This window comes from Pseudomonas azerbaijanorientalis, assembly GCF_019139795.1.
GTDB lineage: Bacteria > Pseudomonadota > Gammaproteobacteria > Pseudomonadales > Pseudomonadaceae > Aquipseudomonas > Aquipseudomonas laurylsulfatiphila.
The window spans coordinates 3,664,328-3,679,253 of record NZ_CP077078.1 but is presented as its reverse complement, the minus strand read 5'-3'; the positions used below and the strand labels follow the sequence as shown (position 1 = coordinate 3,679,253).

Annotated in this window: 12 protein-coding genes; 5 read left to right on the top strand and 7 right to left on the bottom strand. The window is 61.4% G+C overall.

Annotation, left to right across the window (positions count from 1 at the left end; translation table 11 throughout):
• Positions 1–96 precede the first annotated feature (96 nt).
• Positions 97–2,697, bottom strand: a complete 2,601-nt coding sequence (gene acnB / locus KSS91_RS16275; RefSeq protein WP_041474887.1) for a bifunctional aconitate hydratase 2/2-methylisocitrate dehydratase — start codon at positions 2,695–2,697, stop codon at positions 97–99.
• 454 nt (positions 2,698–3,151) lie between these two features.
• Here acnB and KSS91_RS16270 point away from each other — a divergent pair, with 454 nt between their 5' ends.
• Complete coding sequence (locus KSS91_RS16270) at positions 3,152–3,622, top strand: DUF1289 domain-containing protein (protein ID WP_095966964.1); 471 nt, start codon at positions 3,152–3,154, stop codon at positions 3,620–3,622.
• Between the two features lie 131 nt (positions 3,623–3,753).
• On the opposite strand, the gene KSS91_RS16265 is transcribed toward KSS91_RS16270, so the two are convergent.
• Complete coding sequence (locus KSS91_RS16265; protein ID WP_217835399.1) at positions 3,754–4,617, bottom strand: universal stress protein; 864 nt, start codon at positions 4,615–4,617, stop codon at positions 3,754–3,756.
• 163 nt (positions 4,618–4,780) lie between these two features.
• Between KSS91_RS16265 and KSS91_RS16260 the strand changes: the two genes are divergently transcribed.
• On the top strand, positions 4,781–5,389 hold the full coding sequence (locus tag KSS91_RS16260) for a MiaE family protein (protein ID WP_007976299.1): 609 nt from the start codon (positions 4,781–4,783) through the stop codon (positions 5,387–5,389).
• 210 nt (positions 5,390–5,599) lie between these two features.
• On the opposite strand, the gene KSS91_RS16255 is transcribed toward KSS91_RS16260, so the two are convergent.
• Positions 5,600–7,843, bottom strand: coding sequence for a TonB-dependent siderophore receptor (locus tag KSS91_RS16255; protein ID WP_217835398.1), 2,244 nt, complete (start codon positions 7,841–7,843; stop codon positions 5,600–5,602).
• 397 nt (positions 7,844–8,240) lie between these two features.
• Between KSS91_RS16255 and KSS91_RS16250 the strand changes: the two genes are divergently transcribed.
• From KSS91_RS16250 to KSS91_RS16240, 3 genes are all read left to right on the top strand, one after another.
• Positions 8,241–9,125 (top strand): LysR substrate-binding domain-containing protein, encoded by an 885-nt coding sequence (locus tag KSS91_RS16250; protein WP_217835397.1) that lies wholly within the window; start codon positions 8,241–8,243, stop codon positions 9,123–9,125.
• Positions 9,126–9,225: 100 nt separating this feature from the next.
• Complete coding sequence (gene aguA / locus KSS91_RS16245) at positions 9,226–10,350, top strand: agmatine deiminase (protein WP_217835396.1); 1,125 nt, start codon at positions 9,226–9,228, stop codon at positions 10,348–10,350.
• A 2-nt stretch (positions 10,351–10,352) separates the two neighbouring features.
• Positions 10,353–11,450, top strand: coding sequence for an extracellular solute-binding protein (locus KSS91_RS16240; RefSeq protein WP_217835395.1), 1,098 nt, complete (start codon positions 10,353–10,355; stop codon positions 11,448–11,450).
• A gap of 70 nt (positions 11,451–11,520) precedes the next feature.
• Here KSS91_RS16240 and KSS91_RS16235 read toward each other — a convergent pair whose 3' ends face one another.
• From KSS91_RS16235 to KSS91_RS16220, 4 genes are all read right to left on the bottom strand, one after another.
• Positions 11,521–12,138, bottom strand: coding sequence for a DNA-3-methyladenine glycosylase family protein (locus KSS91_RS16235; protein WP_217835394.1), 618 nt, complete (start codon positions 12,136–12,138; stop codon positions 11,521–11,523).
• Positions 12,139–12,142: 4 nt separating this feature from the next.
• Positions 12,143–12,955, bottom strand: a complete 813-nt coding sequence (locus KSS91_RS16230) for an isocitrate lyase/PEP mutase family protein (protein ID WP_217835393.1) — start codon at positions 12,953–12,955, stop codon at positions 12,143–12,145.
• Between the two features lie 35 nt (positions 12,956–12,990).
• Entirely contained in the window at positions 12,991–14,073 is a 1,083-nt protein-coding gene (locus KSS91_RS16225) for a bifunctional transcriptional activator/DNA repair enzyme AdaA (protein WP_217835392.1), read from the bottom strand.
• A 203-nt stretch (positions 14,074–14,276) separates the two neighbouring features.
• Entirely contained in the window at positions 14,277–14,897 is a 621-nt protein-coding gene (locus KSS91_RS16220; RefSeq protein ID WP_217835391.1) for a LysE family translocator, read from the bottom strand.
• Positions 14,898–14,926: the final 29 nt, after the last annotated feature.

The following is a 14,926-nucleotide window of genomic DNA, read 5'->3' as shown; positions in this document are numbered from 1 at the left end:
AAGCCCGCTCCCACAGGATTTTTGGTGTTTGAACTGGATGCATAAAAAAACGCCGCTCATCTCACGATGGGCGGCGTTTTTCATTGCGTTGCAACGTTAGGCTTGAACGACCGGGATGTTGGCGTTCGCAGCAGCTTCACGGAACTCGGCGATCTGGTCGAAGGACAGGTAGCGGTAGACATCGGCCGCCATGCTGTCGATCTTGCCAGCGTATTCCATGTACTCCTCGACGGTCGGCAGGCGACCCAGGATGGAAGCCACGGACGCCAGCTCAGCCGAAGCCAGGTAGACGTTCGCGCCGTCACCCAGACGGTTCGGGAAGTTACGGGTCGAAGTCGACACAACGGTCGAGTTCGGCTCTACACGTGCCTGGTTACCCATGCACAGCGAGCAGCCCGGCATTTCCATGCGCGCGCCGGCCTTGCCGTAGATGCCGTAGTAGCCTTCTTCGGTCAGCTGGTGAGCGTCCATCTTGGTCGGCGGCGACAGCCACAGACGGGTTGGCAACTGACCCTTGACCTGTTCCAGCAACTTGCCGGCAGCGCGGAAGTGACCGATGTTGGTCATGCACGAACCGATGAACACTTCGTCGATCTTCTCGCCAGCAACGCTGGAGAGCAGGCGAGCGTCGTCCGGGTCGTTTGGCGCGCAGAGCACAGGCTCCTTGATGTCGGCCAGGTCGATCTCGATGACTTCGGCGTATTCAGCGTCCTTGTCTGCTTCCAGCAGCTCAGGGTTGGCCAGCCAGGCTTCCATCGCTTGAGCGCGACGTTCCAGAGTACGTGCATCGCCGTAGCCTTCGCCGATCATCCAGCGCAGCAGGGTGATGTTGGACTGCAGGTATTCGGCAATCGACTCTTTGGACAGCTGGATGGTGCAACCGGCAGCCGAACGTTCAGCCGAGGCGTCAGACAGTTCGAACGCTTGTTCTACGGTCAGTTTAGGCAGACCTTCGATCTCCAGGATGCGACCGGAGAAGGCGTTCTTCTTGCCTTTCTTCTCTACGGTCAGCAGGCCAGCCTGGATCGCGTAGTAAGGAATGGCGTGAACCAGGTCACGCAGGGTGACGCCTGGCTGCAGTTCGCCTTTGAAGCGAACCAGGATCGACTCAGGCATGTCCAGCGGCATGACGCCGGTGGCTGCGGCGAACGCAACCAGACCGGAACCGGCCGGGAACGAGATGCCGATCGGGAAACGGGTGTGGGAGTCACCACCGGTACCGACGGTGTCTGGCAGCAGCATGCGGTTCAGCCACGAGTGGATGATGCCGTCGCCCGGACGCAGGGAAACGCCGCCGCGGGTCATGATGAAGTCAGGCAGGGTGTGGTGGGTGGTCACGTCGATCGGCTTTGGATAAGCCGCGGTGTGGCAGAAGGACTGCATCACCAGATCGGTCGAGAAGCCCAGGCACGCCAGGTCTTTCAGTTCGTCACGGGTCATTGGACCTGTGGTGTCCTGGGAACCCACGGTGGTCATCTTCGGTTCGCAGTAGGTGCCCGGACGAACGCCGGTCACGCCGCAAGCCTTGCCGACCATTTTCTGCGCCAGGGTGAAACCCTTGGTGCTTTCAGCCGGTGCTTCAGGCTTCTTGAACAGGGTCGAAGGTGGCAGACCCAGCTCGGCGCGAGCCTTCTCGGTCAGGCCACGGCCGATGATCAGCGGAATACGGCCGCCGGCGCGAACTTCGTCCAACAGGACCGGGGTCTTCATTTCGAAGGTGGTCAGGACTTCGTCGGTGCCGTGCTTGCAGACTTTGCCAGCATGCGGGTACAGGTCGATCACGTCGCCCATGTGCATGTTGGAAACGTCGAATTCGATTGGCAGTGCGCCGGCATCTTCCATGGTGTTGTAGAAGATCGGAGCGATCTTGCTGCCGAAGCAGAAACCGCCGGCACGCTTGTTCGGCACGTAAGGAACGTCGTCGCCGAAGAACCACAGTACGGAGTTGGTTGCCGATTTACGCGAAGAACCGGTACCGACCACGTCGCCGACGTAGGCGATCGGGAAGCCGGCATTGCGCATTTCTTCGATCTGTTTCATCGGACCGGTGACGCCTTGTGCGTCAGGCACGATGCCGTCGCGAGCCATTTTCAGCATGGCCAGGGCGTGCAGCGGGATGTCCGGACGGGACCAGGCATCAGGTGCAGGGGACAGGTCGTCGGTGTTGGTTTCGCCGGTGACCTTGAACACGCGCAGGCTGATCTTGTCGGCCAGGGTCGGGCGCTTCACGAACCACTCGCCGTCAGCCCAGGATTGCAGCACGCCTTTGGCGTGAACGTTACCGTTCTTGGCTTTTTCAGCGACGTCGTGGAAAGCATCGAACATCAGCAGGGTGTGCTTGAGTTCTTCGGCAGCTACTGGCGCCAGTTCGGCGTCGTCCAGCAGGTTTACCAGAGTCACGATGTTGTAGCCGCCCTGCATGGTGCCGAGCAGTTCAACAGCGCGCTTCTTGTCGATCAGGGGGGAGGTGGCTTCGCCTTTGGCGATGGCGGACAGGAAGCCGGCCTTGACATAGGCTGCTTCGTCCACTCCAGGCGGAACGCGATTGGTGATCAGGTCAACGAGGAATGCTTCTTCGCCAGCCGGGGGATTTTTCAGCAGCTCGACCAGGCCTGCAGTTTGTTCGGCGTTTAGCGGCTGGGGAACGATACCCAGTGCTGCGCGCTCTTCGATATGTTTGCGGTAGGCTTCAAGCACAGTTATTACCCTCATCAGTGGTCCCAAATGGGTGTCCGGGACGCTCATCCCGAAATTGCCGTACTCATGCGCTGCATGGCGTTGTGAGCCACTTAGCCAGAATTACCGACAATTCCTTACAGAAGCTGCTTTCAAAGTTTTACGCCTGCAGAACGGGAGCTGATGAGGGTTGGCGTTGGGCTTTTCCCCGCTGGAAAAACCCCTCGCCAACACCGCTCTGAAGGAACGACTGTGCTCGTGACGCTTTGAAAACAGCTTCTAACGGACATTGGCGCCTAAAAAGGCAGGCTGATTCTACGGCAAAAAAAAATTTAAGGTAAGTCAGGTTTTATTGGACTTTGGTGGCGGCCGGTAAACGCCGATTTAGCCATGGCCCTGAACTTTGAGGGGTGATCAATGGTGGACAAAGGTCTAACATGCCGGCCTGTTCTGCTTTTTCGCGTTTTGCCTACCTATGCCCAATCAGACCATCAAGACGCCGTGCGTCGGCCTTTGCTCCACTGTTTACGGTGACCTGGTGTGCCGTGGCTGCAAGCGTTTCCACCACGAAGTGATCCACTGGAACGGTTACAACGAGGAGGAAAAGCGCGCTGTATGGCTGCGTCTTGAGCAATTGCTGTCGCAAGTGATGGCCGCCAAGGTGGAAATTTTCGATCCGGCGCAGCTGCGGATGCAGCTGGAGCAACGCAAGATCCGTTTCGTGCCCCATCAGTCGGAATATTGCTGGGCCTACCAGTTGATCGCCCGGGGGGCGCGGGTGATCAACAACCTGGAAGCCTACGGGATGGTGTTGCTGCCGGAGTTTCGCGACTGGAACCTGCCGGAACTGCGCGATGCCATTGATCGGGAATTTTTCCTGCTCTCCGAGGCGCATTACCAGCGCTACATTGCGCCGGGGTTTCTGAAGGATGCGTTTGAAGGCTAAATTTTTTAAAAGCTTCGCGAGCAAGCCCGCTCCCACATTTATCCCTCGTCGTACACAAAAGTTGTGTCTGCTGAAGATCCAGTGTGGGAGCGGGCTTGCTCGCGAAGACGGCCTTTCAATCACCACATATCTCAGTGCTTGCCGGCAATCTCCTCAAGATGATCCTCGATCTCCTGCGGCTTGAGCACCAATACGTCACTTTCAACCGAATCGAGCACCACTTCCGCCGTATTGCCGATCAACACGCCTGACAACCCGCTACGCGCCACGGTGCCGATGACGGTCACGGCCGCCTGCAGCTTGTGCACCATGAACGGAATCAGCACGTCCGCCGGACCTTCCTCGATGTGCAGGTGATCATCGTCGATGTCGAACTCGGCCTGGAACGACTTGCATTGCTCGCGGTAGCGCGCCTGGATGGTTTCGCTAAGTTGAAACGTCGGGTCGGCCGACGACAGCATCGGCGACGGGTGGGCGCTGATCACGTGCAAACGGGCCTTGGCCAGGGTTGCGATGTCATAGCCATGATCAATGATTGTGTTGTGCAGGTGGCGGTGTTCGAGGTCGGTGTTGCCGACGTCGATGGCTGCCAGGATCACTTTGTCTTTCCATGAGCCAGCGGTTTTCACCAGCAGTACCGGGGAAGGGCATTCGCGCAGCAATTTCCAGTCCTCGGGTGTCAGCAGGGCCTTTTTCAGGGTGCTGTCGGGATAGTGCTGCTTTACCACCAGACCGCAGCCTTCGGCTTGCTGCACCTCGACGATGGTTTGATGCAGGCTCTGGTTCCAGGCCTGCTCGGTGGTGACGCTGTATCCGTCTCCCTGTAAAGCGGCCTTGAGCACACCCAACATGCCATTGTGATCATGCTTGGGGTCGCACACCAGCAGATGCAACTGCGCCTGGGTCACGCCGGCGATCAGCTTCGCCCGCTTGAGCGCGAGGCTTTCGGAGTGTTCGGGGTCGATGACCACCAGAATGCTGCGTACGGCTTGCATGAGCGCGATCTCCTGAGAATAAAAAAGGCACGGCGTTGCACAACTATAGTTGCTGCCTGCGATTCGGGGACTTGATGCATATCAACGGTTGGCGACTGGTGGTCTGCGGGCAGGCCGGTATAATCGGCGCCCTTCGTTTTGAACCTATTTGTCCGTGAGCCCCATGATCCTTCCCGAAATTCACGAGTTCCTTGGCTGCCGCACCCCCGACGGCTGGGTTCAAGCCGCGCTGGCCGATCAGGAAACCTTGCTGATCGACCACAAGAACTGCGAATTCAAGGCCGCCAGCACCGCGTTGAGCCTGATCGCCAAGTACCATTCCCATGTCGACCTGATCAACATGATGTCGCGTCTGGCCCGGGAAGAACTGGTGCACCACGAGCAGGTCATGCGCCTGATGAAGCGCCGCAAGATTGCGCTGCGCCAGTTGTCCGCCGGGCGTTATGCGTCGGGCCTGCGCAAGGTGGTGCGCAGTCACGAGCCGGTGAAGCTGGTGGACACCTTGGTGGTGGGCGCCTTCATCGAGGCCCGCAGTTGCGAGCGTTTCGAAGCGCTGGTGCCGCATCTGGACGAAGAACTGGGCAAGTTCTATTTCGGCCTGCTCAAGAGCGAGGCCCGGCATTTCCAGGGATACCTGAAACTGGCCTACCAGTATGGTGACGCCAGGGACATCGCTCAGGTGATCGACAAGGTCCGCGCCGCCGAACAGGAACTGATCGAATCCCCGGATGTGGAATTCCGTTTCCATAGCGGCGTACCGGCTGCGGCCTGATCAACTGGTGTGGTTCCGACGCGCTCCCACATGGGATCTCATAAACGCTGGGAACCATTGTGGGAGCGGGCTTGCTCGCGAAGACTGCGCAACAGTAAACATTGATGCTGCCTGACACACCGCTTTTCGCGAGCAAGCCCGCTCCCACAGGTATTGCGCTTGACTGACTGGCTTTAGCCTTTCTGGCCGGTTTTTTTCAGGTGTTCAGCTTCAGAAATCCCACTTGGTGGTCAACATCACGTTGCGTGGTTCGCCGTAGTACGTGGTGTCGAAGTTGCCCAGTCCCGTCAGGTAGCGTTTGTCGAAGACGTTGTTGGCGTTGACGGTGAAGCTCAGGTTCTCGTTGAACTGGTAGCGGCTCATCAGGTCGACGAGGGTGTATCCGCCTTGCTTGATGCGGGTGTAGTCGCCCACGGTCGGGCTGTAGATCTTGCCGTAGAACGCGCTCTGCCAGCTGATGCCGCCGCCGATGGTCACCTTGTCCAGTGCGCCGGGCAGGCGGTAGGTGGTGAACGTACGCACGACGTGTTCCGGTTTGCTGGTGGACAGCGGGAAGCCGAAGACGCGCTGTTCATCGGCGTCACGGGTGCGGGCGTAGGTGTAGCCGGCCGACAGGTTCCAGCCTTGCGCCACTTCACCGGCCAATTCCAGTTCCACGCCTTTGGTGGTCGCGCCGTCGATGGCCTTGTAGATGCCTTCGTTGGTCACCGGGTTGGTGCCGATCGATTCAGCGAGGTTGTCTTGCTCGATGCGGAAGAAGGCCAGGCTGGCATTCAGTCGCCCGTCGAAGTAGGCGGCTTTCAGGCCGGCTTCGTAGCTGTCGCCTTCGACCGGTGCCAGGGTCGAACCGTTGATGTCCTTGTAGGTCTGTGGCTGGTAGATGCTGGTGTAGCTGGCGTAGGCCGAGTAGGTGTCGTCCAGGTCATACACCACACCGGCATAAGGCGTGACCACGCCATGCTCCTTGTAGCTGGCATGGGTGTCATCGAGTCCCGCACCCGGATAGTACGAATAGTCTTCGTTGTACTTGAAGGTGCTCAAGCGGCTGCCGAGGATGATCGACAGGTCATCGGTCGCGTGCAGACGCGTGGCCAGGTACAGACCGCTCTGGCTTTGGGTGCGTTCGTACTTGCCGTTTTTCGGGAAGTCCTGTTCCGGCAGATCGCCGTTCCAGTCGTAGATGCTCCCCGGGACCATGGCGAAGGCACTGGTGTCGAAGGTCGCGCCGGTCTGGCGCGAGTGGGAGGCCATGAAGCCGGCCACCAGTTCATGCTCGCGGCCTCCCAGGGAGAAGGGGCCGGTGACGTTCACGTCAGCGGTGTTTTGCACGCGATGACCTTCCCAGCGACCCCAGTACAGAAACATGCCTTCACCGGTGGCACGGTCCGGGTTGCCACCACTGGCCGAGGCCAGGCGAGTGTCGTGATCGGTGGTTTTCTGGTCGAACGTGGCCTTGAACTTCCAGTCGTTGGCCAGGGCCTGTTCCAGGGAGGCGAAGTAGGTGATGTCGTCGAAGTCGCGACGACTCCAGTCGGCACCCGGGTTGAAGTGACGCGGGAAGTCGGTACGGCCGCCGTCCGAGAAGTACACCGGGTTGCCGGTCCAGGACGAACCTCGCGGGGTGGTGCTGGACTTGTCGATGCCGAAGGTCAGCAGGGTGTCGGGAGTCAGGTCGGCTTCGAGGACGCCGTAGAACAAGTCCTTCTTCTGGCTGTAGTGATCCTGGTAGGAGTTCTTGTCGGAATAAGCGCCGACAAAACGGCCACGCACGCTGCCGGAATCGTTCAGCGAACCGGAAATGTCGCCGACGCTGCGATAGGCATCCCACGATCCGACGGTGCCGCTGATCGACGCCTTGAATTCCTTGGTCGGCTTCTTGCGGATCAGGTTGACGGTGGCGGACGGGTCGCCCGAGCCGGTCATCAGGCCGGTCGCACCCTTGACGATTTCGATGCGGTCCAGGCTGGAGGCGTCGTCGCTGTTGTTAGGGTTTTCACCGTAGACGCCGTCATAGGGGATGTTGATGCCGTCGTACTGGAAGTTGGTGATGGCAAAGCCACGGGCGGAAAACTCGGTGCGGTCACTGTCGTACTTCTGCGTCGAAATCCCGGGGGGGTTGCGGAGCGCGTCGCCGATGGTCTGCACGCCGCGGTCGTCCATTTGCTGGCGGGTGATGACGGTCACCGATTGCGGCGTTTCGCGGATCGACAGGGGCAGGCCGGTGGCCGAAGACGTTGAACCGGTGGTGTAGGAGTGGGTGCCTTCGGTGGTGGCGCCCAGCGCCTGGGCGGAAATGGTCGTTGCGCCCAGTTGCAGTACACCGTCGTCCTTAGCCGGTTTTTTCTCGGCATCGGTTTCAGCGGCGTGGGCGGCGAGGCTCAACAGGGCGGCGGGCAGGGCCAGCGCCAGAGGGCACAGGGCAAAACGGAAACGGGCGACAAGCGGGTGCGACATGGGGATCCCTTTGCATCGAATCGATCGGTAGTTGAAGTGCTTCTGAGGGGTTAACCGAACGAAACATGCAAAGGGGAACTGCCGCCTGAAAAAAAACTGATAATTATTCTCAGTGAGCCAGGCTGAAACGTTGATGCCGCTGGGTGATGGATTCTTCAGGGTAATGGACCGTCATCGTGGATCCGCCCGCGTGATAGCGCGGTTGCTTTATGGTGAATATGCTGGCCCCATCGCGAGCAGGCTCGCTCCCACAGTGGATCTGTGTTGAGCGAAGAATCGGTATTCGACGCGGCACCTGTGGGAGCGAGCTTGCTCGCGAAGAACGATAACGCGGTCCCACTGGACGCCCGGCAAAGGCCAAGTCAGCATGTCCGCCTCGAAACCGGGACACGACCTGATGCGACGACTACCTTCCCTGGCAGCCCTGCGAACCTTCGAATGCGCCGCCCGCCATGCCCATTTCGGCCGGGCGGCGGCCGAGTTGTGTGTCACCGACAGCGCGGTCAGCCACCAGATTCGTCAGCTCGAGGAGCAGCTCGGTGTGCCGCTGTTCGTGCGCGAAGGCCGGCAGATTCGCCCGACCCTGGCCGCCGGGCGCCTGATGCAGAGTTTGCAGCAGGCTTTCGAACTGATTGGCGATGCCTGCGATGAACTGCGCGATCCTTCATCGCTTGCGGTGTTGCGTCTGGCGGTGACCGCCGAGCTGGCGCAAAAGTGGCTGATGAGCCGTCTGACGGATTTCTATGCGCGCTATCCGCACATCACCCTGCATCTGTACGAACAACCGATCGACGCCACGGCGCCGGGGGAAGACATCGACCTGGCGATCACCTACGGCACCGGCCCGGTGGACAGCAGCGCGTATTTCGTCCGACCGCTGCCGGCGTTGCAGTTCTTCCCGGTGTGCAGCCCCAGCCTGTTCAACCTGGGCTCGCTGAAAACCCCGAAGGACCTGGCCCGTCACTGCCTGCTGCACGACGACCAGGACGGCAAGACCTGGACCGCGTGGCTCACCAGCCATGCCGGCGACCAGCGCCCCGACCGCCAGTTGTATTTTGCCCATGCCGGGCTTGCGCTGGAGGCGGCGGCGCAAGGGCAGGGCGTGGCCATGGGCGACAACCTGACGGCCCAGGAAGATTTGCTCAGCGGGCGCCTGGTACGGCCGTTCACGTCGAGCATGACTGCCTTGGGCCAATACGCGCTGGTGTGCGAACGGGTGCGGCTGGAGCGTCCGGCCGTGGCGCAGATGCTGGAATGGTTCAACGATCAGTTGCTCGATTGATGAGTTGAATTCAAGTATTCCGAAATAATCATCGTTGGCGGGCCAGTCGCCAACGCCCTTAGCCTGTGGTCATTCCAATCCCTGCTGAAGAGGTTTGACCATGGCCCGTTTGCTCGACACCACTCCCAAACAGGACGGTTTCCGTCTGCCTGGCGAATTCGAAGCCAAGTCCGGTTGCTGGCTCGGCTGGCCGGAGCGCACCGACGTCTGGCGCAACGGTGCCAAGCCTGCGCAGAAAGTCTGGGTGCAGATCGTCACCGCCATTTCCATGAGCGAGCCGGTCACCGTGTGCGCCTCGGCGGCACAGTTCGCCACCGCGCGCCGCCAGTTGCCGCCGCAGGTGCGTGTGGTGGAAATGACCTGCAACGACACCTGGTTCCGCGACAGCGGCCCGTGCTTTGTGGTCAATGACCAGAGCGGCGAAGTGCGCGGCGTCGACTTTGAATTCAATGCCTACGGCGGACTCGACGGCGGCCTGTACTACCCGTGGGACAAGGACGACCAGATCGCGAGCAAGATCCTCGAAATCGAACGCTTCGACCGCTATCGCGCCCCCTTGATTGCCGAACTGGGCGGCATCCAGAGCGACGGCCAGGGCAGCATCCTCACCACCGAGCAATGCTTGCTCAACCGTAACCGCAACCAGCATCTGGGCAAGGACGAAGTCACCCGCCGCCTGACCGACTACCTCGGCGCCGAGCAGGTGATCTGGCTGCCGCGGGGCTGCAAGTTCGACGAAACCGATGGCCACGTCGACGACCTCGCCTGCTTCGTGCGCCCCGGTGAAGTGGTGCTGCAATGGACTGACAACCGCGACGACCCGCAGTGGGAAATCTATCAGGAAGCCTATGACATCCTGCGCAGCACCCGCGACAGTCGCGGCCGCGAGCTGGTCGTGCACAAGCTGCCGCAGCCGGATGTGCTGCAATGGACGGCCGAAGAAGCCGAAGGGCTGGACCAGCAGGACAGCACCCATACCCGCCAGGCCGGGACGAAGATCTGCGCGTCGTACATCAACTACTACGCCGGCAACAGCGCCATCGTGGTACCGCTCTTTGGTGATCGCAACGACAAGGTGGCGCTGGCGACCCTGGCCGAGCTGTTCCCGAAACACAGCATCGTCGGCATCGAAAACTCCCGGGAAATCCTCCTCGGCGGCGGCAACGTCGCGTGCATCACCATGCCGCAGTACGCCGGCACTGCTTGCAACAAAAAGGGAGTCTGACCATGGGCCTGCACAAACTGACTCAAGCAATACTGCTGGTGCTTGCACCCCTGTGTGTGCAGGCCGCCGACACCGCCAAGCCGGTGGTCAACCTGTATATCTGGGGCGAGTACCTGGCCCCGGATACCCTGAAAAACTTCGAGGAAAAAACCGGCATTCATGTGGTGGTCGACCACTTCGACTCCCTGGAAACCGTCGAGACCAAGCTGCTCACCGGCCACAGTGGCTATGACCTGGTATTGACGGCGGGGCAGCACCTGTCGCGCGCCATCGAGAGTGGCGCTGTGCAGACGGTCGACAAGCAGCAACTGCCGCATTTCGCCGGCGTCGGCGAGGAGTTCCGCCAGCACATGGCGGTGTTCGATCCAGGCAACCGCTATGCCGGGATCTACGCCTGGGGCACCACGGGCGTGGGTTATCAGGAACAGGCCGTGAAACAGCGCCTGGCCGACGCGCCGACCGACAGTTGGGCGATGCTGTTCGACCCGGCCGTGGTCTCGAAATTCGCCGATTGCGGGGTCAGCCTGCTCAACGATCCCAATGAAGTGTTTGCGGCGGTCATGAAGTACATGGGGCTGGACATCAATCGCCAGAACCTCGACGACCTGAAACTCGCCGAGCAGCAACTGGCGAAGATTCGGCCGTACATTCGCTACTTCGACAACGACCTGAACATCAGCGACCTGGCCAACGGCAACACCTGCGTGGCGATGTCGTGGAACGGCAACGTGGGCATCGCGGCGGGCCAGGCCGAGGCAGCGGGCAAACCCTATTCGCTCAAGTACCGGATTCCGAAGGAGGGCACGTTGATCTGGTTTGATGCCATGGTCATTCCCAGGGATGCGCCGCATCCGAAGGCCGCTCTTGCCTTGATGGACTACCTGATGACCCCGCAAGTGATCGCGCCGATCACCGACACCATCCATTACGCCAATGCGATCACGGCGGCCGATGGCTTGATCGACCCGGCGATCCGCAATGATCCGGGGACGTATCCACCGGCCGCGGTCAAGGCTTTGCTGTACAGCAAGAATGACAATGGCAAGGCATTCAACCGGGCGTTGATCCGGGCGTTCAGCCGGTTGAAGTCGGGGTTGTGATTGGACCTTGATGGTGTGTTGACTGGACTGACGTCTTCGCGAGCAAGCCCGCGAAGAACGATAACGCGGTTTACTTGTTTCGAACCCGCCACAAATACCAGGCCGCCACCGTCCGGTAAGGGCTCCACGCCGAGCCGATCTCGATCATCTGCTTGCGCGTCGGCTGTACCTCCAGGCCCTTGAGCCGGCGATAACCCTCACGCACGCCAAAGTCGTCGGCCGGCAGGATGTCCGGGCGCTCCAGGCTGTAGATCAGCAGCATCTCCACGGTCCAGCGCCCGACGCCGCGCAACGTGATCAACCGCTCGATCAGCGCTTCATCGTCCATGGCCAGCGCCGTGGCGTAATCCGGCACCACGTCGTCCAGCGATGCCTGGGCGATACCCTGGATGGTCGCGATCTTGCTCGCGGAAAAGCCGCAACTGCGCAATCGGTCGAAATCCGTGGCGACGATCTGCTCAGGCCGGGGAAAGGAGCCCGAACCGAACAGCGCCAGCAGCCGCCCGACAATCGCATCGCCGGCCTTGGCGTGCAGTTGCTGATAGGCAATCGCCCGCACCAGCGATTCATACGGATCACGCGCCGCATGCGGCTGGTGCAGGCAGGGGCCGATGGCGTCGATGTGGCGACGCCAGTCGTCATCGATGGCGGCCAGGAACTCACTGGCAGCCCGATAGCCGTCGGCCATGGGCTCAGGCTTTCCCGGACGGTTTCAACAGGGCGTTGATTTCGCCATAGGTTAAAGCCTTCAGGTTGTGGCTGTCGAACTTGCCGGTTTGCAGAAAGCTTTGGGCAATGCCGGCCATGGCACCGTAGAGGAATTCGGCGATGCCGGAACCGGCGCTCAGACGGCGTACGCCGAGCGTCTCAAGCACTTCGGGCGACGGCAGGCCCGGGAACCCCAGCACATTCAATGGCAACGAGGTGCCGTGGCACAGCGCCTTGATCTCGTACTCGGCGGTAACGCCCGCCGCAAACAGGCCATTGGCACCGGCCGCCTGATACAGCGCGGCGCGCCTGAGGGTCTCGGCGACGCGGTCTTCGGCAGGCACCAGGCCGCGCAGGTAGACATCGGTGCGCGCATTGATGAACAGGTTCACGTTACGTCGATCGGCCACCTGGCGCGCGGTTTCAATCTTGCGGATCAGCAACTCCGGTGGCGAGGAACCGTCCTCGATATTGATCCCGACCGCGCCGGCGGCGATCACCGCGTCAACCACCTGTGCCACCCGCTCCAGGTCGTCGGAGTAACCGGCTTCGATGTCCACGGTCAGCGGCACCGAAATGACCCGGGCAATCGACTCGACGGTCGAGACCAGGCGCTCAAGGGGCAGGGTGTTGCCGTCCGGATAGCCATGCACCCAGGCCACCGCGGCGCTGCTGGTGGCCACCGCCTTGTTGCCCAGTTGCTCCACCAGTCGCGCCCCGGCGGCATCGGCGACATTGGTGAGGATCAGCAACCCCTCGTGATGCAGTTGGTGCAGTTGATTGTCGAGTCTGTCCATCGAGTGTCCTTCCTTATGAAAAGCCTGAGGGGGGATCAGAGCGTCAACTGCTCCGTGAGCTGCACCGCAGCGTTTTCCAGCCTGAGCAGAAACGCCTTGCGCGGCTGGCCTCCAGCGTAGCCGGTCAGCGAGCCGTCGGCGCCGATCACGCGGTGGCACGGCACGACAATCGATAAGCGGTTATGCCCGTTGGCCAGGCCTACCGCCCGACTGGCACCGGGCTTGCCCAAGGTCGCCGCAATGGTGCCGTAGGTGGTGGTCTGGCCGTAGGGGATCTTCGCCAGCTCCGCCCAGACGCGGCGGGAGAACTCGCTGCCGGGCATGTGCAGGGCAACGCTGAACTCAGTCAGCGTCCCGGCGAAGTACGCCGACAATTGCGCTTCGATCTGCTGCAAATGGGTGTTGTGCCCCGGGGCCACGGCATAACCGAAACGGTTTTGCAGCGCTTCGATCGACGGGGTCAGTGAGGCCTGATCGAGAAACTCCAGCAGCACCAGCCCGCGCCGTTCGGCCATGGCGATCATCGGCCCCAGCGGCGTGGTCAGGCGGGTGAACAGCAGCGGCTCGCTGCTGGCCGCGCGGCCCGGGGTGATGTGAAACGACTTTTGAAAGGCATCGCGAAAACCGCTCAGGGACTCGTAGCCGGAATCGAAGGCGACGTCGTCGATGGAGTCGCCTTGTTTGATCCCGCCCAACGCCATGCCCAGGCGCCGGGCACGTAGCCACGCGTGGAAGGTCATGCCGAAATGCTGCTTGAACCAGCGGCGCAGTTTCAGCGGCTCGATGCCTGCGGCCAGTAGCTGGGCGTCGGTCCAGCGCTGCTCCGGGTCGGCATCTACTGATTTGAACAGGCTCTGCACCCAGTCCGGCGCGCTGGCAGCGGTGTCCAGCGGTTTGCAGCGCAGGCAGGCGCGGTAGCCCGCCGCCAGGCATTGCTGCGCGTTGGCAAAGAACTCGACATTCTCAGGCTTCGGGCTGCGAGCGGTGCAGCCGGGGCGGCAGAAGATCCCGGTGGTCTTGACCGCCGTGAAGAACACGCCCTCGTAGGAGGTGTCTCGTTCGAGCATGGCGCGAACCATCTCGGCGCGGGGCGGGAGCAGCGTTTTTTGTAGGTTCATGGGCGCAGCATAGAGGGCGTCATGGGGGACCTCCACCGGAAAATCGACAGCGAATTCCGGACTGGAAATTGATCTCACTCTGTGGGAGCGGGCTTGCTCGCGAAGGCGTAGTGTCAGTCACCTCAATGTCGAATGACACGACGCCTTCGCGAGCAAGTCGGATCGCCGCACCGCCGCTCCCACATTAAGCAAGTGCAAATCCTTCAGGCGCGGCGCGCCATCAGGAGTACCGAAGCCGCCGCCGACAGCAACCCGGCGCAGCAGCGGTTGAACAGGCGCTTGCCGGACGGCCTGGCGAACCAGCGGCGCATGTGCAGGCCCATGTAGGCGTAGGCGCCGATGGCGATCCATTCCAGCACCAGGAACAGCGCGCCCAACACCATGAACTGCGGCGCAATGGCCTGGGTCGAGTCGACGAATTGCGGCAGGAACGCGGTGAAGATCAGGATCGCCTTGGGGTTGCCGGCCGCCACCAGGAACTCCTGCCGCGCCAGTGCCAAGGTGCCCGCTGGCGCGCTGGTGGCGACACTCTCGACACCAGGATCGGCGCGCCACAATTGCCAGGCGAGGTAGAACAGATACGCCGCACCCAGGATCTTGATGGCGTAGAACAACAGCTCGGAGGTTTGCAGCACCACCGCCAACCCCGCCGAGGCCAGGGCGATCATCCCGGCGAACGCCAGCAACCGGCCGATGCCGGCCACGCACGCGGTGCGGTAGCCATAGCGGGTCGAATTGCTGACCGACAGCAGGTTGTTGGGCCCGGGTGCCATGTTGAGGGCGAAGCAGGCCGGCAGAAACAGGGTGAGGGTGGCGAGGTCCATGGTCGGCTCCTGAAGCAAGAGCGCTATTT

Bases quoted from the DNA above. Each gene is read 5' to 3' on its own strand.
- KSS91_RS16270 (WP_095966964.1), top strand. From the start codon at position 3,152: ATGCCCAATCAGACCATCAAGACGCCGTGCGTCGGCCTTTGCTCCACT.
- KSS91_RS16265 (WP_217835399.1), bottom strand. From the start codon at position 4,617: ATGCAAGCCGTACGCAGCATTCTGGTGGTCATCGACCCCGAACACTCC.
- KSS91_RS16260 (WP_007976299.1), top strand. From the start codon at position 4,781: ATGATCCTTCCCGAAATTCACGAGTTCCTTGGCTGCCGCACCCCCGAC.
- KSS91_RS16255 (WP_217835398.1), bottom strand. From the start codon at position 7,843: ATGTCGCACCCGCTTGTCGCCCGTTTCCGTTTTGCCCTGTGCCCTCTG.
- KSS91_RS16250 (WP_217835397.1), top strand. From the start codon at position 8,241: ATGCGACGACTACCTTCCCTGGCAGCCCTGCGAACCTTCGAATGCGCC.
- aguA (WP_217835396.1), top strand. From the start codon at position 9,226: ATGGCCCGTTTGCTCGACACCACTCCCAAACAGGACGGTTTCCGTCTG.
- KSS91_RS16240 (WP_217835395.1), top strand. From the start codon at position 10,353: ATGGGCCTGCACAAACTGACTCAAGCAATACTGCTGGTGCTTGCACCC.
- KSS91_RS16235 (WP_217835394.1), bottom strand. From the start codon at position 12,138: ATGGCCGACGGCTATCGGGCTGCCAGTGAGTTCCTGGCCGCCATCGAT.
- KSS91_RS16230 (WP_217835393.1), bottom strand. From the start codon at position 12,955: ATGGACAGACTCGACAATCAACTGCACCAACTGCATCACGAGGGGTTG.
- KSS91_RS16225 (WP_217835392.1), bottom strand. From the start codon at position 14,073: ATGAACCTACAAAAAACGCTGCTCCCGCCCCGCGCCGAGATGGTTCGC.
- KSS91_RS16220 (WP_217835391.1), bottom strand. From the start codon at position 14,897: ATGGACCTCGCCACCCTCACCCTGTTTCTGCCGGCCTGCTTCGCCCTC.